Source organism: Sphingomonas xinjiangensis (assembly GCF_014199255.1).
Classification (GTDB): domain Bacteria; phylum Pseudomonadota; class Alphaproteobacteria; order Sphingomonadales; family Sphingomonadaceae; genus Sphingomonas; species Sphingomonas xinjiangensis.
In genome coordinates this window covers 1-22,735 of the sequence record NZ_JACIJF010000029.1, presented here as the reverse complement: position 1 = coordinate 22,735, position 22,735 = coordinate 1, and the positions used below count along the sequence as shown (strand labels likewise).

Sequence of the window (22,735 nt, the reverse complement as noted above, 5' to 3'; positions counted from 1 at the left end):
GACCCGAAAGCGGACGCAGACGGTCGCGGGCTAAACGCTTACGCGGAGGCGAGAAGGCGCCGTTTACGAAAGCACGGTTCAGACCGGACGCTTACTCATGACGAATCCCTATTGCCGACTCGAAGGTCATCTAAATACATGCTGTTCCGCGTTTGTTCTACAGGGTCCAGTCGGATGGGTTGGAACGACTTCAGCTTGCCAGCGTGCGGCGAAGGGTACGAAAACGAGGACGGCAGCAGCCCCCAGGAGGAGCTGGCGCGGTGCTGGCCTGGGGAGATCGTCGACCTCGTCCGCGAGCCCGGCGACCCCCACGATCCGCTCGCCGTGGCCGTCGTAAGTATGAGGGGGGTGCGCGTCGGCTACTTCCGTCGCGACCGGGCGCAATGGATCGGCAGCAAGATTGACCGGGGCTACGATGTCCGCGCGATCGTGGAGGGCCTGAAGGGTGGTCACTTAAAGGAGGCACCCTTGGGTCTCGTCATGCGCGTCAGCATCGCGGCACCAGGCGAAGAGGGCGAGCCTCCCGAGGCGCCGGATCAGTTCGGACCGATCCGGCTGGTTGCGTAGAGTCCCGGAAAAGCTTGATATGCAATATGCGCAGGAGTGCGGGCGTTCTCCTGGCATGGTTCGAGATGAGGCCTACAACGAAGCAAGCGGCGTCAACGTCCAGAAAGGCAGCTTGGCCGACGTCCTACGTATCAGTTCGTAATGTAAGTTACTGATTCAGATCAGCAATGAGCGACTAAAGAAAGGTCGCTTGATGATTCTCTCCCGCATACGAAAATTGGCGGCGTTCTCCGCCGTCTCAGCCGTTGCACTGGCAATCTCCGCATACGCATCACGATCCGGGGATGCGCTCGGCGAGATGATTGTACCCGCCGCAAGTAGCCCTCAGATCGCCATCTCGCCACCTGCACGTGCACCTGCGGCCGCTTTGTCAGTGATGCCCGCCCAGATGGTCGCGCAGCAGTCCGTCGCTATCGCAGCGCCGGCTACTGCCCTGTTTGGAGCTAACCTCTCCGGGGCAGAGGCGAAGGATAGCGATGCAGTGCGTCCCTCGTTCTCTGACCTGCAGGGCTATATCGATCACTTCGGCTTTAAGCTCATCCGATATCCCTTCAAGGATAGCCGCATGACGCCAGCGCGCATTAATGAACTGCGCACGCTCACCGAGCACGCGCGGTCGAGAGGCGTGCGGATGATCCTAGATAATCACACGTACCAGTGGACCTCTGTTCAACAGCAGGTCTCGTTCTGGACAACCTTCGCCCGTAATTTCTCCGATGATGGTTCCGTCGTGCTCGACCTGGTGAATGAGCCCGGAGGGTTCAACGATCCCGTCCTCACGAACGATTGGATGCAGTGGATCCGCGACGCAAAACTCATAATCGCGGGACTGCGAAAGAACGGTATCAAACACCCTATCGCCATTCAGTACCCGCAATGGTCGGCCACGTTCCGCTTTGACAAAGCGGAGCCCGCCTCCACGGCTTGCGAGAGTGCTGGCTGCGCTATCGACCGTGACAAGAGCGGTCCGATTGATCCTCTAAATCGCACCTACATCAACGCGCACCGGTACTGGGACAAGGGCTCCAGCGGCACCAACCGGGTCTGCGAGACCACCTGGGGTGCGAGCAGCGGCTTAGACGGCTTTGCAGCGCAACTGCGCAAGCGCGGCTTGAAGGGGTACGTCACGGAGGCTGCGTTCGGATCCAGCTACAGCGTCGATAAGACCTGCGTGGGTATCGGAAAGGACGCGATCGCTGACATCAAGGCTAACAGCGACGTTCTTCTTGGCATCACGTGGTGGGGCGGCGGCCGTGTCTGGCCAGAAAGCTACCACTTCAAGATTGAGCCTGCGAAGGCCACCCGCTTCACGTCAGCAATACCGACCTACACACGGCAGCTTCTAGGACAAAGATAGCTTGTTGCAAGCTGAGCGCGGGGCGCCGAGCGTCCGCCCCGCGTTACATACTCTCCTTTGACTTAGTGCTACATAGATCAACACGGATTAGAGAGTGGCTACACGGCGCTTATCGCAGACACCTCTAGATCCCGGACCTCACCGGAACCGTACTGGCCTGATGCTCGACGCTTGTTCTGCAAATTGAGCACGTCTCAGCATTGGACGCGCCTCCTGATTCCCGCACTATGGCTGCAATCGCACCGAAAAGGCCCCCGGTTCGGTTCCCCTCAGCTCCACGAGCCGAAAACCCCGCAATTCAGCTGTCGCGATCTCCGCCGGTACTTGATCAGCTCCCCACTGACGCCAACAGGCCGAGGGCCGAGGGCCGGCGCGATCGACCGGCGCTTGCTGGTCTGGTCACGCTCAAGGTCGAGGAAGTAGATCGGGCGCGGGCGATCTGGTTGTCGTGCAGGTCGAGGATCGCTTCGCTCCGCCCACAGGTGCTTAGGTGTTTCTCCCAGGCATCCGGTGGACTGGATTGACGCTGAACCGGTCTTGCTCTGAAGTCCAGACTTTAGGCGACGAATTCGCAGGGTGTGAGGCCGCTGAGCGTCTTGAGCCGACGGGCGAAGTTGTAGGCGGCATTGAAGTTGGGGGGGGGCGTCCGACGTTGCTCATGGCTCCCTATTGAAAGCGTTTGACGGTCGCCTCCCTGATGGTGCGGTTGATCCGCTCGACCGACCTGACCATTGGCTCAGGGATGGTTGGAAATGGTGAGGCGATGCTCCATGTCGTTCGCTTCGCAGATCATGTCGAAGCGGATCTGATGCGACCAGGCGGTGTTCCGGTTGCGGGGCTACTCGGCGAAGTGGATGCCATTGTCGGTCAGGATCGTGTGGATGCGGAAAGGCATGGCTTTCAGGAGATGCTGGAGGAACTCACAGGCCGTCCGCCTGTCAGCGTTGTCGACCAGTTGGATGGCCGCAAATTTCCTGGTGCAGTCGATATCGGATCAGGTGAGGAATTGATTGCTGCGACGTAGGCAGTGGTCGAGCGGCAGCAGTGTGTGCCGCCGGAACGCGACAACCATCGCCACTCTGCCTCACTCAGCGTCGTTGAATGAGGGGCCTTCAGGTCCTCCGATCGTCGCCCTCTTGCGCTACTTCGCCACCCTCTTGGGAGTGATCCCCAACTTGCGGCTCAGCGTCGCGAGCGAAGCTTGCGAGCGCTGTATTGCTGCTTGTCGGCGTGCGTGGTCGTGAGCTCCCGTGACGAACCTGTACCAGCTACTGGTGACCGATTGGGCGAGCCACAGCTCGTGGTTTGCCGTCGCACTTGCAGTCGGGCGGTGTCGTTCTGTCTACGGGCGTTGCTGCCCTTTTGCACGTAGCGACAAACCGGTCGCGCAGGCCCCTGAAGTGAGGTTCGTCGGTTGCTATTCTCGGTCGAGAAAGCCCACAGCTCTATTCCGCACTGTTCTGTATGAACAACTATTTCACCATTGATTGACGTCACATTGAACATAGGTAGCTTTCCCCCAGGCACGCTCATAGTGCGGGTATGATAATAATCATCCTGAGGGAGTAACTTTAGCTACTTCCCGATCAGCAATTGAGCATACGCCGGTATGGGTGCGGTGAATCGTGTTGCTTTAGCTGGCTCGATCTTGAAGAGGTAACTTTCTGGCCAAATCCGACCTCCGCCCCACCAGGTTATACCTAGGATTACATCCGCGTTAGCCTTGATGTCCGCGATTGCGTCTTTTCCGATATCGGAGCATGTTTGATCAACGCCAGAAGACGATCCAAAAGCTGCTTCAGTGATATACGCTTTTAATCCTCTCTTCCGAAGCTGTGAAGCAAATCCATCGAAGCCGCTTGTGTGTCCCCAGGTAAGGTCGCATGCTTTATTGGTGCCGGAGGAGCCTTTATCCCAATACCGGTGCGCATTGATGAAGGTTCGCTTTTGCGGGTCCAAAACACCGGGATCTCGATCTATAGCACAGGCCGCACTCTCGCAGTCCTTCCAAGCCCCTTCGCCCTTGTCGAAGCGGAAGGTCGCAGACCACTGCGGATACTCTAGAGCGATGGGATGGTTGATGCCATTTGCCCGAAGTCCAGCAATCACCAGCTTAGCATCGCGGATCCACTGCATCCAGTCGTTGGTTACTACCGGGTCGTCGAAGCCACGCGGCTCGTTCACCAAGTCCAAGATCACTGAGCCGTCATCAGGGAAGTTTCCAGCTAGTTTGGTCCAAAAGTCGATCTGCTTCTGAACCGGCCACCATGTGTAATCGTGTTTGTCAAGGATCACCGGCGCACCCCGAGACCTTGCGTAATCAGTCAACTGGCGCAGCTCACTGATCCGGTCAGGAGTCATCAACTCGGGCTTGAACGGGTACCTAATTAGGCGGAAGCCGAAGCGATCGACGTAACCCTTTAGATCGTCCAGGGATGGCCGAATGCTATCTCCGCCGCTTGCTTCTGCGCCAGACAGGTTAGCGCCAAACAGCGGACCTAGGGAATCTGTCGCAGACGGCGATAAGCTCGGGCTCGGGCTCGGGCTCGGGCTTCGGATGGCAGCTGGGACCGGCGCGGCAACGCTGGTTTGAGCGCTCTCGGCAGTAGGGGCTACGACATGGACGCCGCTATCAGAGCCTTCAGGGCCGCAACCTGAAATCATCAACGCCAGTCCAAGTACCGCGTGCTTTTCAATCGGAGTGCACCTGGTAATCATGCCTATCACTTTTCACGGGTGTGCGACCACCTAGCTAGAGAAGCATAGTAAATAGCGGGTTAAGGTGACACTCCGTATACTTGGAAGGATGCGCGATTCAGGGCAGGTGCACCTAACGTTTTACTCCCTGAATATGGTGGTGTGGTTCATGTCAGAGGGGCGTGAGGTATCTGTCCAGATGTGATTAATTACCGTCCAATCAATTTAGTTCAGGCGCTCAAAGGCCTTCCTTTCGCCTGAGGCGGCTCGGCTCCTTGATTGCTCTCTAAGCTGCTTCACGCCGACAGAACCAAAAGTTTCCGAGCGGTAGCGTTTGCCAACCCAAAACCAGTCGCGCGGCAGCGTCGGTCAAGTGGATGGCTACTCGCTGACACTGTGCAGGATGTAAGGAGCGACCTGGATCAGCGTCCTGAGGCATGCCACTGCTGTGCTTCGGTGGGTCGTATTTAGCTGAGCAAGCGCGAAGATTGAAGACGGGCGGTGGCCGATATAGATGTACCTTACACCCACTCGTAAGGTCTTGGCGCTTTGGACGCGGTAAGGTTCTTCGACTAAGAACCTGACGATTAGCTGGTGTCGAGGAGCTGCGGCAGTCGTGTAGCAATGAATCGGGAGATGGGGAAACTCGGCCCGGGCGTTCGCTGGCCGAGCACGAGGTGAGCACCAGCATCGCAACCTTGTGGCGGTTCTTCGCCCGTCACCGGATCACGCGCAATAAACGACGGCTCATGCAAGTGGGCAGGACCGCGCCGACATCGTAGAGCAGCGCTGGGCTTGGTTCGACGACCAACTCGACCTGAGTTCGGAAGAGCGGTGTTCATCGATGAGACCTGGGCATCCATCAACATGCCCCGCCGCCACCAAGCTCGTCGCGGAGCTCCGCCGCATCGGCACGGTAGCGTCTATGGTACTCGTCAGACCAATCTGGAACGCCTAGTGAGCCTATGTCGCTGCTCTTGCCCGAACTCAGGCGCGGCGATGTCGTGATCATGGAGAACCTGTCGAGCCACAACGCGCCAGTCGTTCGCGAGATGATCGAGGCGGTCGGAGCCAGCCGGCTCCTCTTCCCGCCCTGCAGCCCAGACCTCAACCCAATCAAGCAGACCTTCTCCAAGCTTGGGGGCGCACCTGCGCAAAGTCGCCAAGCGCACCATCCACGGCCTCTGTAACGCCATCGGACCCATCCTCGACCCTCTTCGATCACCAAGTCCGCAAACTTCTTCGCCAACTGCGGCTAGGATACAGATTGATCGACAACCGCTCTGGGCTTTCCAACCCCCACGAGCTTGAAACCCGCGCGTTCAGCCTCCCCAACCGGATATATATTTCTAAGATCGACTAATAGCGCCGAGCGCGATCCGGCCGCAAGGCGTGGCAGATCGAGGGCGCGAAATTCGTCCCACTCGGTGACGATCACTATCGCATCCGCATTTTCGGCCGCCGCGTACGGGTTTGGGTGAAAAGCCACATTTTGCACCAGCGCTTCGGCATGCGCCATACCCTCAGGATCATAGGCTCGAACATTGGCACCTGCATCTTGTAGTGCCGCGACAATCGCGAGACTTGGAGCATCCCGCATATCATCAGTGTTCGGCTTGAATGTTAATCCTAGCAGCGCAACGTTTTTCCCGTGAGCGTCGCCGCCTAATGCTTTGATCACCTTACGACCCATCGCTCGCTTCCGAGCTTCGTTAACTTGAACTGTCGCTTCAACAATTCGCTGCGGCACTTCAACATCGCCCGCGGTTTTGAGTAGCGCCAAGGTATCCTTCGGAAAGCAGGATCCGCCATAACCCGGCCCGGCATGCAAAAACTTGGAGCCGATCCGCTTGTCCAGGCCGATACCGCGGGAAACTTCCTGAACATCGGCGCCAACGGCTTCGCAAAGATCTGCGATTTCGTTGATGAAAGTGATCTTAACAGCAAGAAAGGCGTTCGCCGCATACTTTATCAACTCAGACGTGCGACGACTTGTAAAAAGCAATGGCGCCGACTGGTTTAGCGAGAGCGGCCGATAGATCTCGCGCATGATGTCTCTCGCGGCTTCATCATCGGTCCCAACGACGACCCGATCAGGCCGCTTGAAATCTTCAATGGCCGCACCCTCCCTGAGAAACTCGGGGTTGGAAACCACAGTCACGCCCTGCTTGAGAAGAGAGAACTCCTTCAGGATTCGCTCCACCTCATCCCCCGTGCCCACAGGTACTGTAGACTTGGTAACTATCACACAGGGCTTCGTAATGCTTTCAGCAATCTCGCGCGCGGCAGCGAACACGTAGGAGAGGTCCGCGTGTCCATCCCCCCGCCTGCTTGGGGTCCCCACAGCAATGAAGACTGCATCCGCATTGCGCACGCCCTCCGCTAGGTCTGTGGTAAATGACAGACGGCCGGCGCGGACGTTATTTGCTACGAGCTCAGCCAGGCCGGGCTCGAATATTGGCATTACGTTCTTTTCAAGCAGCTGCACTTTCCGCACGTCCTTGTCGACGCAAACCACCTGATGCCCGAAATCGGAGAAGCACGCCCCTGATACTAGGCCAACGTAGCCGGTGCCGATCATCGCAATGCGCATATCTAAAGTCTCCTTGCAGCCGCGTTCAATGAGGAGGCCCGTTCGATTCGAGCCTTGTGAGCACGATCACAAGCTGTCGGTTGTCGCGACAGACACGTCGCACAAGGGCACAGCTCTGATGGCCTCTGTCGTGGGACAGAGCGATTCGATTAATCCTCACGCCGTAACTCAAAGCGGCCCCATCCGCACCGCTACCGGGCACCCCAACCCTCAGTCAATTTCAAAGCGACGCCTAATCCATCGCCGGTGGAGATTTCTTGCGCAGCAAACGCCAGGCAGCGAGCTGCGCGTGTCGAGAGGTGCAGCTACGAACCTGACCGATGCAATCCGGAACCTGTATCGCCGCCTTTAGAGAACGCGAGCTAAAGCAGGTGTCGGCGCGGGAATGTCAACCCGACGAACGCAGGCATGCGGTCGCCGCCTTGGCTTGCCCTTGTTAACGTTACTCGTACGCAAATCATTAACCCCTTGGGGGGTATAAGCGTGCAGTCGCTGTGCAATAAGGCTTTAGGAAAATGGCAGTTCCCAACTTGCGAGGACCGCTTCATGAGGCCGAGCTTCCAGTAGACGAATCTACGCTTGCTTTCCCTATCGGTGCCCCCAGGAATCCCGCACATGAAATGCAGCGGCTTCTGGTTGAACGGCTCGGGGGGGAACTCTCGGCGAGCGTCGCTGGACTCCATGGAAGCGAACCAGACCCACTGGACGTGGCAGTGACCTTCCTCTCCAGATTGGCTGGGCCAGTAGGCTTCATTGGGTTACTATCTGCGCTCGGGTGGGCGATTTTTTTATAGGGAAGTCGTTCGCGGCCGTGGCCGCACCACGATTTGAGTTGGCGAAAACACCGTAACCGGCGTAGAGTTTGTGCATCGCACCACGGGTGAGTTTGCCTGTACGCTACGACTGGGGAACTGCGGTGAATGCGCATCAAGAGGTTTTGCCGTTGACGAGCTGGAACACCGGGAAGGCCGCGAAGCGATCGGGCTCTCGGCGGAACCTCCGTTTCGCTTTATATGCCGAGCTGTGTCTTCTTGATCTATTGTCTATCGCCCTTGGACCTGTAGCGGCGAACATCGTGCTGCGAGCACTGGGCCTCCCTGAATTCGAGCACCTGATTGTCGCTGCCCTCCTCCCTCTTTATGGGGTTCTGGCGGTAAGTCGCGGCGCATACTCGCGTACGGCTCTGGAGCGTGCATCGGAGTCGATCCGGAGGGCGTCTGTGGCGTTGGCGCTGTCCGTGCTCTTGATCTTAGTGATAGCGTTTTTTCTGAGCAGTCCGTCGGAGGTTTCGCGCTTTGGCCTCGCTGTAAGCGTCTTAGTGAGCGCGTCCTGCATGTGTTTTGGACGTGTGCTGATTGCCCGGCATGCGCATAGCCTCTCCGGCGGCAAGCTAATCAACGAACTGGTGATTGTAGATGGTGTAGATGAGGTCGTCAATTCGAAGTTCGGCGTTGTACTTGATGCGAAGTCGGTCGGATTGGAACCAAATTTGCATAATCCAACAATGCTCAGCTTCTTTGGCAGTATCGTTTCTAACTTCGATCGAGTGATCATTCATAGCGTCGGCCCGAATCATCGTGCTTGGTCGCTGCTCCTGAAGGGAGCAAACGTGAATGGCGAGATCGTTATGCACAGCGCCAACGAGATCGGAGCAATCGCTGTTGGTGATTGGAACGGACGCCACACGCTTGTCGTAGCTCGACAGCCACTCAGCATTCCGAATAGAATGAAGAAGCGCATTCTCGATCTTGCAATTTGCCTCCCTCTACTTGTTCTTCTATCGCCGCTTCTTGTGACGATTGCTCTCGCGATAAAGTTCGACACGCCAGGACCAGTGTTATTCAAACAGGATCGTGTTGGTCGCGGGAATCGCTTGTTCAAGGTACTAAAGTTCCGGAGTATGCGGAATGATCTGCGCGATACGGTCGGGAGTCGTTCGGCATCCCGTGACGACGATCGCGTTACCAGGATCGGTCGTTTCATTCGAGCAACAAGTATCGATGAGCTCCCTCAACTTATCAACGTCGCACTTGGTGACATGAGCCTCGTCGGACCACGACCGCACGCTCTCGGCTCACTGGCAGGTGACAGGCTCTTTTGGCAGACGGTGGACGAAACCTACTGGCTTCGCCATCAGCTTAAACCTGGCATCACCGGGTTAGCGCAAGTTCGAGGTTACCGCGGCGCGACAGCCGAAGCCACCGACCTGATTGACCGCCTTCAATCAGACATGGAGTATATACAGGGTTGGGATATCTGGAGGGATCTTGCAATCTTAGCGAACACTTTTCGCGTAATCGTTCACCGCAACGCGTACTAAGCTTCCAGCTACGCGCCCTCAGAGTCGGAGGCAAAGCAAATCAATGCCGGCTTCCTCATGCATTGCCAGGCGGTGGCTGCGCTTGAAGTGCCCCCGAACCGCCGATGCGGAATTCGTTGTCGTCGAACAGATCCCTTCGATAGCCGAGCTGGACATTGCCATATGTGACGGGTTTCGGAGCTTGAGCGGCCGTTGGAGCCTTGATTCGGGTCGGCGGCGGCCAGTCCGCCGCCGCGCTCGCCCAGCTCCAGTCCGAGAACGCGTGAGAGCACCTCGCTCGTGTTGCGCAACTCGATCTTCCAATTGGACCCGCCGGTGAACGCATAGCGCGGGCAATCGCCGCGCCGCGCGCCCGTCTGGCGCGTGCGCAGGCGCGTGGCCACTAAGCCGTTCTTCACGTCGCTGCCAGCGCATGACGCTGACTTCCATTGTCTGTCAATCCAATTGAGCGCAGGGCTGGCCTCTTAGGTCGAGGCGAGCTTGAAATCCGGATCGAGTGCCGCAATCGACGCCGCAGGCGGTGTGCCGACGCCGGCGAAGAAGCTACATCTTCGGGATTTGCCCGCCAAAGGTGCAGCGGTTTACGACCCCTGCGCCGCGCTACGCGCTAAAGCTGCAGTGGCAGCGACTCGGCCAGATGTGCGAGCGCACGATTTCATCACGGGACGAGTCGACCGCTTTGTGCGTCAGTGAGACGAAACATACTAAGAAATCGTCGATCCTGTGGCCAAAACCATTCCGACCTATGATATCGAGGGCGGCGTTAACGCGAAATTCCGTGGCAATCTTCTGGGCGTAAGCTTGTATCAGCTGACGTTTGCGGCTTTGGCAAACTCCAAGAGCACTTCTCCGATTGATGTTTTCTTGCACGGGAAGAACATTTACTCGGTCACTCCTGCCTCCGCTAATGCGCAGGATTACACCACGACGTTCAAGTACTATGGCGACAACACCCTGACGTTCACCGGTTTGAACAGCAGCACGGGTAACTCAGTCGATAATGTTCGGGTGTCGCTCGTATCGGCATCGGCAGTGCCGGAGCCAGCCACGTGGGCAATGATGCTTTTTGGCGTCGGGGCTACGGGAGGAGCGATGCGTCGCCGGCGGCACAAGGGGCTCGTGCTCGCATAAATCCATCATCTGTAGCAGTGAACCAAGTTGGTAACGAGCCGCGTAGCTTCGGGTAGCTGCACGGCTCGTTGCCCGTTAGGCTTTTCTGGAGGGCGCCCAGAAAAGCCGATCGTACAATGCTCGGCAGGCAGTTTTGCTGCCGTGACAACGGGTAAACTTTTGGTGGAGTGCGTCTCAGTACGGGACGAATGGAGCCGAGCCGCAAAAGGGTGACTGCGGCTCGGCTCAAGAGGCAGGAACCTCAAGAGCTTTTTAGCACGAGCGATGCACGTTGCCACCGCGGCGGAGAAATTTACCAGCGGCCACGGATGCGGGAGTGAGCTCGATCTCGCGGACCGAGGAATTTCAGGAGGTATTCACACTCGAAAGTTCGAAGTCCACGAGTACGCACCACGATCAGCCGGGCTCGCAAGGTCGATCGCAAGCGCGCTGAACGGGATCGTTGATCCCTTCGCGGACGTGGCGGAATGGTAGACGCCGGTGACTTAAAATCCCCTGCCCCTCGGGGCGTGCGGGTTCGAGTCCCGCCGTCCGTACCAACCTTTGCTAAAAAGAGGTGGACCCAACAGCGCACGACTTCGTTAATTGGTTGAAATTTCAGCGAAAGAGCGATGCGGCCATGTGTCACGTGTTGATCATCGAGGACGAGCCCATGGTCGCCATGTTCATAGAGGAGGCGCTTGAGCTTGCAGGCGCTTCGTCTTTCGACATCGCGGCTACCGAGGCAGATGCGGTTGCGTTCGCAGCAAAGCATCGGCCTGAGGTCATCACGTCAGATGTAAGACTGGTGGAAGGGACTGGTCCTCGCGCCGTGAAGCAGATCCACGATCAGCTCGGCGACATTCCGGTGATCTTTATCACCGGCACGCCGTTTGAGTGCGACGAGCAGAACATGAGCCCTGTGCTCATGAAGCCCGTCACGCTGAACGCCGTTATGGAGGCCTTTGAGAAGGTCGCGCCTGAGGGTGATGGCTGTTCGAACTAGCGGCTCCGTCGATCGACGAGCAGATCATCGAGTTGGACAAAGCTCTCGCCGCGCCGTTAACCAAGTCTTTACGTATTTTACCGGAGGATGGCGCATCGATCCGGGGGGCCGGAGAGTAGCGATGACCGAGACCTATGGTCTGACCCGCGAACTGGAGCGGGTCCAACGTTTTGCGCAGGATCTAAGCGATCCTCGCTCAAGCGCGGCGCTTAGCCGCTATCGCCGGGATCTCGAAGTGGATCTCGGCAAGCAACAGCGCGGGCAAGTCCGGCAGGTGATGTTCTAGGCCCATCAGGGCCGCGACGTTCAGCCGCAGCCCAGAGGCTGGTTTAGGCGTTCTCAGCCGGCGCGCTTGCCTTTCGGGCAGCAGGTGCCTTCGCCTTCGTTGCCGCCGGCGCTGCGGCCTTGGGCTTACGGCCCAGGCCAATCTTCTTGGCGAGATCGCGACGCTGCTCAGCATAGTTCGGCGCAACCATCGGGTAGTCCATGGGCAGGTTCCACTTGGTGCGGTACTGCTCAGGGGTCATCTGGTAATGCGTCATCAGGTGACGCTTGAGCATCTTGAGCTTCTTACCGTCCTCGAGGCAGACGATGAAGTCTGGCTTGACGGAGGCGCGGACCGACACTGCCGGCTCCTGCTTAACTGGTTCAGGTTCGACAGGTTCGCCAAGTCCGTTCAGCGCGCTATGAACATTGGCAATGAGCGTCGGAATATCGCTTACCGAAACACTGTTGTTGCTGACATGCGCAGCAACAATGTCGGCGGTAAGGGTAACGAGGGATTGTTCGATGTCGGTCAAATTACATGTCCTGCTGCTGGATGGAGCGCTTGATCGCGCTGGCGTCTAATTACACGCGGATGGGTATATTCACCAGTTCGTTTGACCGCTTACGCGTGTCCGATAGAGAGACGTTGGAGCTTTCTAAGGAACTCGAATCCTTCTGGAGCAGCTACAGCAAAGCCGTCGCGCTTGTAGCTCTGAGAGCCTGTTCGGTGCGCGCGTAATAACCGGCTTTGTCACCTTGAGCGTCTTAGCAACGCCGCGGATCGTATGGGGCCCTTCGTAGAGGTGGATCAGCAGCAACAAAGCCATGACGATTGGCGAGGTCGGGAACGCCTGACCGGACGTAATCGAGCATCGCCCCCTTCCGCTTTGTGAACGGCGCCTCGCAACCCTGTAAGTCCATTAGCGGCCTCCCCTGGTCTTGCTAGCTGCAGTGATATCAGAATTTTAGCTGCACAACGTTTCGCTTGTGCCAGGTGTCCGTGACTAGCTCTGCCGCCGAACGCCTGCGAGTTCAACCACATCAACCAGCGATGCGTGCCGCAGCTTGTCGCTTCCTTTGAGGTAACCCACGCTCACCCGCATCTTCGGCTCGATCCAGCGAGCCTTCTTTGCCTTGGGCATGTTGGGTAGCGGCTGGGAACGCTCCAGCTGCTCGATCACCGCGTAGAACAGGTCTCGTATACCAGCCGCCAATGTCACGGCTGCGCCGCCGACATACTCAAGCCCCTCCCCCGTTTCGTGCGCGAGCAACGCCGAGACCGGCTCTCCTGGCGTCGCCTCTGTGTCCACCACCACGAACTCGCCCCGAGCCCGAACTTTGGCCTCTAGCCTATTGTGTGCTCGGCCGCTGTGGTAGCGGCTCCCCCGCTTCTTTGAGACGATCCCCCCAAGGCTCATCTGTTCGACCGCCTGGAACAACGCCTGCCCTCCCCCACGCACATTCCGGCTGAATGTGGATCGGACTGCCGGCGTCAAACTCGCCTACCAGCTCCTCGAGGCGCTCGCGGCGCTGCTCGATCGCCAAGGGCCGCACGTTCGTACCGTCGTGATGCACCGGGTCGAAGACGATGAAGACGAGGCGCTCGGGCGCCGAGCGATTGCGGAGCGCAGGCCGGATGAGCCACAGTGCCCACAATGATCCTGGAGCACGACCTCTCCGTCAATGACCGCTCGCCGGCAGCTTAGGCCCGGCACAGCCCCCACAATCGGGTGGCACTTCTTGGTTCAGTCACGCCCGTTCTGGTAATAAGCAAGGACATAAGCATCATCGATTACCGTCTGGGTGCAATAGCCGCCTAACTTCACCTCATGGATCCACCCGTCACCCGCCGGTGCGGCGTCTACCAGCGTCGGCAGCATCGGCTCGACGAACTAAGCGGTGGCTCAGGTGCGTACTCGGTAGGCGGTACGTGAGCAGGCTCATCAGGGTGGAAGAAGCTGCCTAATTGGGGCAGTCGACTGCCAGCCCGCACTCGAGGGAGGTGATGAAGTGGATGGACTCAGGCCCCTCGGGCGTCGTCACGGGGGGCGTTTAGCTGCTGCCGGAAAAAAGGCGGATCGAAGCGCTTCATCAAATGGGGTCGCTCGCGTGCCGGACTTGTTCCCGCCAAGGGCTCGAGGTGGTGCGGCCCCCTGCCCTTCTACGTTAGAAGCTCTCGACAGATTGAGGGACTGGTGGTGAACCCGAGCATTGTACCAATCGTCCGCGGCTGCGTCGTCGCGGGTGCGTTGCTTGCCCTCGTCCTGTTGAGGTGAGGTTCGCATTCGTCTCTGACGGTCAGTTTGGATCCCGAGCGGAGCAGAGCGTCGCAGCAGTTCGGCACGAGACTTCGGGAACGCTCGGGCAGCAACTGCGATCGCAAGCGTCGCTCGTGAGCTGCAGGATCAAGGCTTCGTGCCGACATGGTACGAGGTAGGCGGCGAGTACGGAGCGGTTCACCATGAGGAAAACCATCCGTGTTCAGTAGTAGGTCGCGTCGACTGGCAGCCAGGTTCGAACAGCACAATTGCCACGGTCCGTGTCGTTCATCGCGAACAAGGGTGACTCTGACGCTTAGGTGTTTCTCCTGCGCCGCATGCCCGTACGCCAGCGGGTAAGAAGCTTGTCTATTTCGGAGCCGGGGGGCTCGACCGAAGGTCGCAGAAGAGCCAGGTCCAGCCATGCTGAGCCTGGCTTTTCTAGTTTTTAGGACGCCCCGTCAGTGCATGAAGGAATGTAATCTCCAACGCCAGCCGGGCGAAGGGAAACGCGTCGGTGCCCGCATAACCACTCTGCGTGAGATTGCTTCCGACCTAGAGATCCTCCGGTCTGAGACTTGCTCATTGCCATACCAGCAAATGCGTATCTCACCTGCCCAATGGCTGAGACAATGACGAGCCCACTTTTGAGGCGGCTCACAACCGGAGAAATTCACGGGCTAAGGCTCGGAACGGTGAAGCTTCTCTATAATGTAAATAACCTCCTAACGCCGAGCCACTTTGATGACCGACCTGAGATCCACCCACCCAACAGGCTTCAGTCACACGCCTCATGAAACGTGTTCGCAAAGCACGAATGAGCTTCAACATTTTGAAATTTGCCCAATGTGCGGACAGGCTGTTGATCGACGCGATGACGAAGGGGTGATGCACCACCTACCGCTTGGACACCTGCCGACGCTCATTCACTAAATTTGCCCCGGGGGGTTCAGCCTCAGCGGCAAATTGTAAAAAAAGGTGCTTGATGTCCCCAAGCAGATCAAGCGCGGGCTCAGCCCTCCACTAGCCTGTGATAGGGACATTCCCGGACGTCATGGTTTACACCTTCGTTAACCATTGGGAGGCATTCCTGTTCTTGTGAACGGGGCGCGGAGGCACCCTGGCACAATCAGGGGGAAGCCAGTACATGTCGAAGACCACGATCGCGCTCGAGGCCGCTGTTGCCGTGGTTCTTGAGAACTCCCCCAAGGACGTGCCGCAGACCAACCGCCAGCGCGTCTATGTCGACCGTGCCTTTGCCCAGATACTGAAGCTGATCGCGCCGCGCATTCGCCACTTCGGGCGTCAGTATGGCCTGATGGCCCATTTCGACGATGCCGAGCAGGCCTGCGCTATCGCCGTCCACCGAGCGATTGAAGCTTACGATCCGACCAAAGCGCAGTTCACCACCTTTGTGAACTGGCAGATCCGCGGCGAGCTACAGAGCCTTCGCTTCCGCCTGATGACCGATCAGCGTCCCTCAGCCAAGAAGGTGGAAGCCACCACCGTCTCGTTGAGCACGACCGTCACGGGTCCAGGCGGGGAGGAGATTTCGCCCGCAGCGCTGCTCGTCGACGATGGCGCGCTTGAGCGCACCGAAGCTGGTGCGTCTGACTACCTCGCCGACGGCGCCATCTCTACGCTAGTCGATGCTTATGTAGACCACCTTCGCAAGGTCGGGATCGAAGCGCTCGCCCGCCGCCCCCTCCCGAAGCGCAAGGAAGCTGCGATCCGTCGCGAGGGACGCCGTCTGCGTACCGCCACCAGCGGAATCAATCATGCAGATCTCGAGAAGCTCGAAGCGAAGCTCGAGCGCGAGCGCGAGATCGTGGCCGGCCGCGTATTCCATGGCGCCACTCTTGAAAACCTGTCTCTGGAGACCGGCATCACTAAAGAACGGGTCCGCCAGATCACTAAGCGGGCTGCAAAAACGATCGCCGACATTGCCGCGGCCGATCCGCGCTTCTCCGTCATGGCAGAGTTTGACCGTCCGGTTGTGAAGCGTCGTTCGGCCGCATCTGCTCCGGCAACGCTGCTCCCTGACGCTGACCTGCCGCACAACCGCCTGAGCGACGTCCGTCTCGTTGGCCTTCCACAAACCTCGCTGCATGCGGAACAGGCCTTCGCCCCTGCTCTATCGACGACCGCACCGCGCATCCAGTAGTCTGAGTTCGGGTCGTCAAATGCTCGTCAGCTTCCTGCCAATAGCTGCGTCTTGGGGAGCTCAAGCGCATCCTGTAAGCTGCCGCCGTTCATCCTCGAATACTGGTGCTGCCAGGCATGCCACGGCAGAGGTGCCTGCATACTCCTCAAAATTATGAGCGACAGCACCGTCCTTCTCTCCCGCAACCCCTGTGGTGCTTAGCTAGCGATTACGCTCGCGCTAGCCGGAAGGTGTAGCGGTCTGTCAACGCCTTTTGGCATCGATCAGTATGTCAACCATCGTTGACGGATGATCGGTTCCAAGGAGCGGGAAACCGCGGCTTTGATCGATGAAAGAGCGAGAAGTGGGCATCGGTTCATCCGCTAGCCGACTTCGGTTCGTCAACGATTAGACGAATTCTGAGGATGACGGCGTCGTGGCCACCTGAAGCGCTAGCCCTGCGCACCTACTGGGCAGCTGGCTGCACCGTCAGAGGATGATGGACCTTGTCGGCACAGCTTATCGGGGCCCACTCGTCGCGTCCGGTGCTGAAGCCTTCATCGGCCCGTGCTTGGGCGGGAGCTCGATGAACAAGTCAGTACTAAATGCCGAAGCTCAGCTGTCCCTCAGGCGGCGCGGCAAACAGTTCGGACATCAGCACGCCGGCTTTGAGCTCCCATAAAACGACCATAAAGGGCCACCATTGGCGTGCCCGCAGCATCAGTCATAAGAGAGACCATAATTTTTCATGGTGTCGTTACATGGCCGTAACCTACAAAACACAATTCATCCCTAGCTGACCTTTGCGTCGGATGAACAGTGCGTTCGGCGCCCTTGAAGGTCCTCGTCAGCAACGCTGAAGCGAGCGACCGAACCACATGGGAGAATTCATGCGTAAGTTGAACGGCATCGCGATGCGCGGTGCCCGGGGTCAGGTCGCGTGCTCGGCAATCACGCTCGTCACCGCTCTGCTGTCCGCTCCGGCTGTCCACGCGCAGGCCGCACCCCAGCGCCAAGCCACTGATGCCGACGCTGCAACGGGCGAGAGCGCCGAGATCGTCGTCACCGCGCGCCGCCGCGAGGAGAGCGAGCAGGACGTGTCTGCCGCCCTCACCGTAATAGGCGGCGGCGAGCTCGACCGGCGAAACATCTTCAACGTTAACGACCTTGAAAACAGCGTTCCCAGCCTGGAGGTCGACAGCCAGTTTGGCGGGGGCCAACCGCAGTTCCGCCTACGCGGCGTGGGCGGCACCGATTATGCCGCGAACAACACCAATACCGTAGGCTTCTATATCGACGAACTGGCCTACCCCTATGGCGTGATGACGCAGAACGCCCTGTTCGACGTGTCGAGGATCGAGGTTCTGCGCGGGCCGCAGGGCACGCTCTATGGCCGCAACACCACCGGGGGAGCGATCAACGTCGTCACCAATGCGCCGACCCGCGAACTGAGTGGCGGCTTCGATGCGACCTATGGCAGCTATGACGAACTAGGGCTGGAAGGTTTCCTCTCAGGCCCGCTGACCAACACCTTGTCAGCGCGCCTCGCGGTCTCGACCAATTATGGAGGAGCTTGGCAGGTCAACCGCGACACCGGCGAGGAACTGGGCAACCGCAACCAGGAATCGGTGCGCGGCAAGCTGCGCTGGGAGCCGACAAGCGACACGCTTGTCGATCTGAGCGCCAATTACACGCGCGACCAATCCGACGGACGCGGCCTTCAGCTGCTCAACGACTTCCAGAGCCATAATTATCGACCGCTTGGCGTGCTCTATCCAGCGGACACCGACAAGCGCGTGACCGGCTGGGGCATTTCGGACTATTTTGCGAACCTGATCGGCACCGATACCAACGCCAAGCCGTTCCGGGACAACGAAGGCTATGGCGCCACGCTGCGCGTCCAAAGCGATTTCGGCTGGGCAACGCTGACCGGCGTGTTCGGGTACCAGAACTTCAAGCGCCGCGAATTCAACGATTGGGACGCGACCGCGTCGAACGAGGCCGGCACGTACTTCTTCAACGACATCGAGACGAGCTCGGGCGAGATCCGGCTTGCGTCCAACGGATCGGGACCGTTCAACTGGATCGGCGGCATCTATCACTCGACCGAAAAGGTGGGCGGCGGCTTCTACTCCGATTTTACCGAGTCCTCGGCGACTGGCGCGGTTTGGAGCACCACCTATGATCAGCACGTGAAGACCACGGCGCTGTTCGGCAATGTCGAGCAGCGGATTACCGACAGCCTGTCGATCTCGGCGGGCGGACGCTACGAATATGAAACCCGGCGGTTGAATGGTTTCCGCTCCGAAATAATCGCACCCACCTATCAGCTGCGGGCCACTGCCTCGCCGCGGCGCTCGATGCGCGAATGGTCCGGACGCGCCGCGCTCGACTGGCGCTTCGCGCCGGACGTCCACGCCTATGCCAGTGTGTCGCGCGGCGTGAAGTCGGGCGGGTTCACAACCTACAACAGCGGCATCCCACAGCAGCTCGATCCCTATGATCCAGAAAAGTTGGTCGCCTACGAGGTGGGGTTGAAGTCGACGCTGCTCAACGACACGCTGCGCCTGAATCTCTCAGGCTTCTACTACGACTATCGCGACCAGCAGCTGCAGGGCGTGATCTACACCGCCACGTCGCGGGTCGGCCGCATCACCAACGTGCCCAAGTCGCACATCTATGGCGCGGAAGCGGAACTGACCTGGAACCCGACGCGGAATCTGCGGATCAGCCAGGCGCTCTCGTACAAATATGGCGAGTATGACGAGTTTCTCGCGCCGGACACGGCGGTGCAGGATCCGGCCACGGGCGAATATGTGGACATCATCTACACCGATCGCTCCGGCGAGCGGCTGCCGCTACCCGACCTCGATTATAAAGGGTCGCTCGCCTGGACGATTCCGATCGGCGATTGGCAGATTGAGCCGGAGGTGAACTACGCCTATCGCGCGGACCGCTTCAGCGTCTCCGACGCGTCGGTGATTCCGGCCTATTGGCTCGCCAATGCCAATCTGGGGATTTCGCCGGCGAAGATGCCGGTCAAGATCACCTTGTGGGTCCACAACCTGTTTGACGAATACATCCAGGAGACGCGCAACCGGTTCATCACCGCGCGCACCGTGTCGACGCACGCGCCCCGGACGGTCGGCGTCCGGCTTAGCTACCGTTACTGATGCTTCGGCGGGACGCGGCCTCCGTCCGCGTCCCGCCGATTACCGAACCTGGGACGATCAACACCATGACTGCGCTTCCCCTCGCCCGCCGCCATTTCCTTGCCGCCGGGATCGCCGGCGCACCGGCGGTGCTTCTTTCCGGCCGCGCCCTCGCTGCCAGCGACCCATTCTCGCTCGGCGTCGCCAGCGGCGAGCCGCTTGCAGACGGCTTCGTGATCTGGACCCGAATCGCGCCCGAACCGCTCGCAGAGGACGGCTCGGGCGGCGCGCGCATGTCGGCGCCGGTGCGATGGGAAGTGGCGGAGGACGAGCGCTTCGCCCGCGTCGTCGCGCGCGGCGAAGCGGTCGCGCAGCCGGCCATGGCCGGCGCGGTGCATGTCGATGTCCGCGGTCTGCGTGCCGACCGGCTCTACTGGTACCGTTTCATCGCCGCAGGCGTGAACAGCGCCACGGGACGGGCCTGGACCGCCCCGGCCCCAGCCGTCGATCCCGCCGCGCTGCACTTCACCGCAGCAACCTGCTCACACTGGGAGGCCGGCTATTTCAGCGCCTATCGACACATGACGGCGGAGGAAGACAGTAAACTGACGCTGTTCCTGGGCGACTACATCTACGAGTCCACTGCCACCGGCGAGCGCGCCAAGCAGATGGTCCGCTCCTATGCGATGCCCGAAGCGACGACCCTGGGCGATTATCGCCGACGATACGCGCTTCACCGCACCGACCGCGATCTCCAGAGCCTCCATGCCGCCGCCGCATGCGTCGCCATCTGGGACGATCACGAGGCGCAGAATGATTATTCCGGCATCTGGTCGCAGGACGCGGCGGTTACCCCGGCAGCCTTCGCCGCCCGACGGCTCGCCGCCTATCGCGCCTTTTGCGAGAACATGCCGTTGCGCCTGTCGCAAGTGATGCGACCCGACGGCAGCTTTCGCATCAATCGCCGCTTCCAATGGGGGCGTCTCGCGCAATTTGATGCAGTCGACGGGCGCCAGTTCCGCTCGCGCCAGGCCTGTGTCGACGGCCTGCCAAGCCGCCGCGGCCGGATCGCCCCGGCGGACTGCCCGGATTTCGCCGATCCATCTCGCACCTTTCTGGGGTTCGAGCAGGAACGCTGGCTGTACGACGGTTGGGCGCGCAGCAATGCGCGGTGGAACCTGCTCGTCCAGAACCTGCTGGTCGCGCCGATGCGCTTCGGCAAGGGCGACACGGCCAAGCTATGGACCGATACGTGGAACGGCTTTGGTGGCGCGCGCAGCCGCCTGATTGAGGCGATGGCTGCCACCCGCTTGGCCAACCCGGTCACGCTCGCGGGCGACTATCACAGCTGGTGGATGACGGATCTTCGATCGGATTTCGACAAGCCGGGCGAGCGCCCAGTAGCGACCGAGATTGCGGTGACCTCGATCACCTCCACCCCGCCGCCGGGCGAGGGGATCAAGGCGGCTATGGCCGACAATCCGCATATCCGCTATTTCGAACAGGGGGCGCGCGGCTATCTGAGCGTCAGTCTGACAGACAAGTCGCTCGAAGCGCGCCTGATGGCGATCAGCGACCCGCGCGCTCGCCACGCGACTTCGCGAATTTTGCGCCGCGGCTTGGTGGAGAATGGGAAGGCTGGCTGGGCGTGAGACGTTCGAGACCAGCTGGCGCCGAACATCCCCTCCTTGCTGCCGTGGAGACATTGGACGGCGCGACCCACAAGATCTTTGCTGAGTTCGGCGCCGATGGCGCCCGCTTCCGCGAGGCGGTTGCGTCACAGCACGCGGATGCTTTGTTCGCAGCGGGTTGGACAGGGCCCGAGATCGCGCCAGAGCCGCACCGCAGCGAGGTGGTTGCTATCGAGCTGACGCCTCCGCGATTCGGGTCATGAGGACGCTCTTCGCGTACCAAGACGACGTTGTGGCCCCGGTCGCGCCACTCGACTACGGGGTCGAAACGCGAGCCTTGCGTTTCGTGGAAATCAGTCTCGTGGCGCTTCGCTACGCGACAATGATATACCGCGGCCAAGTAGCGGCTGTCGAAGAAGCGGCAGCTGAGCGCCAAGAGCTGATGGGGTGGACGCCCCCCGGCGGCATCGATGTGCCAAAGTGGAGGTGTTGATCACCACTTGAGGGAGGCGTCCGTGTCGGAAGTTACCACAATCGGTCTTGATATCGCCAAGAGTGTTTTTCATGCGCACGGTGCGGATGAGCGCGGCGCGATGGTGTTCAGTCGCAAGCTGACGCGGGGCAAGCTGCTCGAGTTCTTTGCGGGGCAGCCGCGGTGCACGGTGGCGCTGGAGGCATGTGGAGGCGCGCATCACTGGGCGCGCGAGCTCCAGGCGATGGGTCACGAGGTGCGGCTGATCCCGCCTGCGTACGTGAAGCCGTTCGTGAAGCGGCACAAGAACGACGCGATCGACGCGGAGGCGATCTGCGAGGCGGCGCAGCGCCCCGGCATGCGCTTCGTGGCGGTGAAGAGCGAAGAGCAGCAAGCCGCAGGGCTGGTGTTCCGCACGCGCGACCTGGTGTGCGCCAGCGAACTCAGCTCATCAACGCGATCCGGGGTCACCTGACGGAATATGGCTGGGTTGCGCCGCGCGGTACGGCGCACATGACGTTGTTGGCCGAAATGCTGGAGGACGAGGAGATGGCCTCATCGCTGCCAGCTGAAGCGCTGCCGATGTTCAGGGCCATGATCGACTTGCTGGCTGAGCTCGACAAGCGCGTCGCCACTCTTGATCGCGAGATCGCACGACGTGCCAAGGAAGACGAGGCGGCACGCCGGCTGATGACCATCCCGGGCATCGGCCCGATTGCCGCCACGGCAATCGTGGCACTTGCACCCCCGGTGGAGACATTCGCCAAGAGCAGCGACTTTGCCGCCTGGCTCGGGCTTGCGCCACGACAGCACTCAACAGGCGGCAAGCAGCGGCTGGGCAGCATCTCGAAGATGGGAGAGCGAACGATACGTCGGCTGCTCATTATCGGCGGCAGTTCGGTGGTGAGGCAGGCGTATCGTAATGGCGCGCCAGCCGGCTCGTGGCTGGAGCGGATGCTCGCGCGCAAGCCACGCATGCTCGTCTCGGTGGCGCTCGCCAACAAGATGGCGCGCATGGTTTGGGCGCTGCTGACGAAGAAAGAGGATTACAGGGCTCCGGCGGTTGCCACGGCGTAAGCCGCGGCCGCAGCCAGAGGCGTCGGGGACGTAGGCGGATCGAAGGAGGGTATGGCACAACAGTCGGCGAGACGGGGCCGGAAGA

Annotated in this window: 15 protein-coding genes, 1 tRNA gene and 3 pseudogenes; 13 read left to right on the top strand and 6 right to left on the bottom strand. The window is 59.9% G+C overall.

Annotated elements, in window-relative coordinates; genetic code table 11:
* Positions 1–174 precede the first annotated feature (174 nt).
* Together FHT02_RS19975 and FHT02_RS19970 are read left to right on the top strand one after the other, a co-directional pair.
* Complete coding sequence (locus tag FHT02_RS19975) at positions 175–567, top strand: HIRAN domain-containing protein (protein WP_184091749.1); 393 nt, start codon at positions 175–177, stop codon at positions 565–567.
* Positions 568–760: 193 nt separating this feature from the next.
* Positions 761–1,924, top strand: a complete 1,164-nt coding sequence (locus FHT02_RS19970) for a cellulase family glycosylhydrolase (RefSeq protein ID WP_246352586.1) — start codon at positions 761–763, stop codon at positions 1,922–1,924.
* A 486-nt stretch (positions 1,925–2,410) separates the two neighbouring features.
* Here FHT02_RS19970 and FHT02_RS19965 read toward each other — a convergent pair.
* Positions 2,411–3,192: pseudogene (locus tag FHT02_RS19965) on the bottom strand (transposase family protein).
* A 307-nt stretch (positions 3,193–3,499) separates the two neighbouring features.
* The gene (locus FHT02_RS19960) at positions 3,500–4,588 is read right to left on the bottom strand and encodes a cellulase family glycosylhydrolase (protein ID WP_246352585.1); all 1,089 of its coding nucleotides are present in this window, start codon (positions 4,586–4,588) and stop codon (positions 3,500–3,502) included.
* A gap of 998 nt (positions 4,589–5,586) precedes the next feature.
* Here FHT02_RS19960 and FHT02_RS22315 point away from each other — a divergent pair.
* The gene (locus FHT02_RS22315; protein ID WP_184091743.1) at positions 5,587–5,811 is read left to right on the top strand and encodes a transposase; all 225 of its coding nucleotides are present in this window, start codon (positions 5,587–5,589) and stop codon (positions 5,809–5,811) included.
* Positions 5,812–5,876: 65 nt separating this feature from the next.
* Here the strand turns inward: FHT02_RS22315 and FHT02_RS19950 are convergent, their stop codons facing one another.
* Entirely contained in the window at positions 5,877–7,214 is a 1,338-nt protein-coding gene (locus tag FHT02_RS19950; RefSeq protein ID WP_184091741.1) for a UDP-glucose dehydrogenase family protein, read from the bottom strand.
* Between the two features lie 880 nt (positions 7,215–8,094).
* On the opposite strand from FHT02_RS19950, the gene FHT02_RS19945 reads away from it, so the two are divergent.
* The 5 genes and pseudogenes from FHT02_RS19945 (at position 8,095) to FHT02_RS19925 (ending at position 11,936) form a co-directional block, all read left to right on the top strand.
* The gene (locus FHT02_RS19945; RefSeq protein WP_343057018.1) at positions 8,095–9,534 is read left to right on the top strand and encodes a sugar transferase; all 1,440 of its coding nucleotides are present in this window, start codon (positions 8,095–8,097) and stop codon (positions 9,532–9,534) included.
* A 951-nt stretch (positions 9,535–10,485) separates the two neighbouring features.
* A pseudogene (locus FHT02_RS22310) lies at positions 10,486–10,665 on the top strand (PEPxxWA-CTERM sorting domain-containing protein); the annotation flags it as partial.
* Positions 10,666–11,118: 453 nt separating this feature from the next.
* Positions 11,119–11,204 (top strand) — tRNA-Leu (locus FHT02_RS19935).
* Between the two features lie 89 nt (positions 11,205–11,293).
* Positions 11,294–11,650, top strand: coding sequence for a response regulator (locus FHT02_RS19930; protein WP_343057016.1), 357 nt, complete (start codon positions 11,294–11,296; stop codon positions 11,648–11,650).
* Between the two features lie 121 nt (positions 11,651–11,771).
* Entirely contained in the window at positions 11,772–11,936 is a 165-nt protein-coding gene (locus FHT02_RS19925) for a hypothetical protein (protein ID WP_184091739.1), read from the top strand.
* A 43-nt stretch (positions 11,937–11,979) separates the two neighbouring features.
* On the opposite strand, the gene FHT02_RS19920 is transcribed toward FHT02_RS19925, so the two are convergent.
* Both FHT02_RS19920 and FHT02_RS19915 read right to left on the bottom strand, forming a co-directional pair.
* Complete coding sequence (locus FHT02_RS19920; protein WP_184091737.1) at positions 11,980–12,450, bottom strand: Ros/MucR family transcriptional regulator; 471 nt, start codon at positions 12,448–12,450, stop codon at positions 11,980–11,982.
* A 471-nt stretch (positions 12,451–12,921) separates the two neighbouring features.
* On the bottom strand, positions 12,922–13,356 hold the full coding sequence (locus FHT02_RS19915; protein WP_184091736.1) for a hypothetical protein: 435 nt from the start codon (positions 13,354–13,356) through the stop codon (positions 12,922–12,924).
* A 34-nt stretch (positions 13,357–13,390) separates the two neighbouring features.
* Here FHT02_RS19915 and FHT02_RS19910 point away from each other — a divergent pair, with 34 nt between their 5' ends.
* Positions 13,391–13,576, top strand: coding sequence for a hypothetical protein (locus tag FHT02_RS19910; protein ID WP_184091734.1), 186 nt, complete (start codon positions 13,391–13,393; stop codon positions 13,574–13,576).
* Positions 13,577–13,662: 86 nt separating this feature from the next.
* Here the strand turns inward: FHT02_RS19910 and FHT02_RS21985 are convergent, their stop codons facing one another.
* Positions 13,663–13,797: a DNA ligase-like domain-containing protein gene (locus FHT02_RS21985; protein WP_281393328.1), complete on the bottom strand. Its 135-nt coding sequence runs from the start codon at positions 13,795–13,797 to the stop codon at positions 13,663–13,665.
* A gap of 1,525 nt (positions 13,798–15,322) precedes the next feature.
* Here FHT02_RS21985 and FHT02_RS19905 point away from each other — a divergent pair.
* From FHT02_RS19905 to FHT02_RS19890, 4 genes and pseudogenes are all read left to right on the top strand, one after another.
* Positions 15,323–16,339, top strand: coding sequence for a sigma-70 family RNA polymerase sigma factor (locus FHT02_RS19905; RefSeq protein ID WP_184091732.1), 1,017 nt, complete (start codon positions 15,323–15,325; stop codon positions 16,337–16,339).
* Positions 16,340–17,208: 869 nt separating this feature from the next.
* Positions 17,209–19,491 (top strand): TonB-dependent receptor, encoded by a 2,283-nt coding sequence (locus tag FHT02_RS19900; protein ID WP_221239602.1) that lies wholly within the window; start codon positions 17,209–17,211, stop codon positions 19,489–19,491.
* A gap of 65 nt (positions 19,492–19,556) precedes the next feature.
* On the top strand, positions 19,557–21,122 hold the full coding sequence (locus tag FHT02_RS19895; protein ID WP_184091731.1) for an alkaline phosphatase D family protein: 1,566 nt from the start codon (positions 19,557–19,559) through the stop codon (positions 21,120–21,122).
* 494 nt (positions 21,123–21,616) lie between these two features.
* Positions 21,617–22,650, top strand: a pseudogene (locus FHT02_RS19890) (IS110 family RNA-guided transposase).
* Positions 22,651–22,735 lie beyond the last annotated feature (85 nt).

Excerpts from the sequence above, each read along its gene's own strand:
- FHT02_RS19975 (WP_184091749.1), top strand. The coding sequence starts at position 175 with ATGGGTTGGAACGACTTCAGCTTGCCAGCGTGCGGCGAAGGGTACGAA.
- FHT02_RS19970 (WP_246352586.1), top strand. The coding sequence starts at position 761 with ATGATTCTCTCCCGCATACGAAAATTGGCGGCGTTCTCCGCCGTCTCA.
- FHT02_RS19960 (WP_246352585.1), bottom strand. The coding sequence starts at position 4,588 with ATGATTTCAGGTTGCGGCCCTGAAGGCTCTGATAGCGGCGTCCATGTC.
- FHT02_RS22315 (WP_184091743.1), top strand. The coding sequence starts at position 5,587 with ATGTCGCTGCTCTTGCCCGAACTCAGGCGCGGCGATGTCGTGATCATG.
- FHT02_RS19950 (WP_184091741.1), bottom strand. The coding sequence starts at position 7,214 with ATGCGCATTGCGATGATCGGCACCGGCTACGTTGGCCTAGTATCAGGG.
- FHT02_RS19925 (WP_184091739.1), top strand. The coding sequence starts at position 11,772 with ATGACCGAGACCTATGGTCTGACCCGCGAACTGGAGCGGGTCCAACGT.
- FHT02_RS21985 (WP_281393328.1), bottom strand. The coding sequence starts at position 13,797 with ATGCTGCCGACGCTGGTAGACGCCGCACCGGCGGGTGACGGGTGGATC.
- FHT02_RS19905 (WP_184091732.1), top strand. The coding sequence starts at position 15,323 with ATGTCGAAGACCACGATCGCGCTCGAGGCCGCTGTTGCCGTGGTTCTT.
- FHT02_RS19900 (WP_221239602.1), top strand. The coding sequence starts at position 17,209 with ATGCGTAAGTTGAACGGCATCGCGATGCGCGGTGCCCGGGGTCAGGTC.
- FHT02_RS19895 (WP_184091731.1), top strand. The coding sequence starts at position 19,557 with ATGACTGCGCTTCCCCTCGCCCGCCGCCATTTCCTTGCCGCCGGGATC.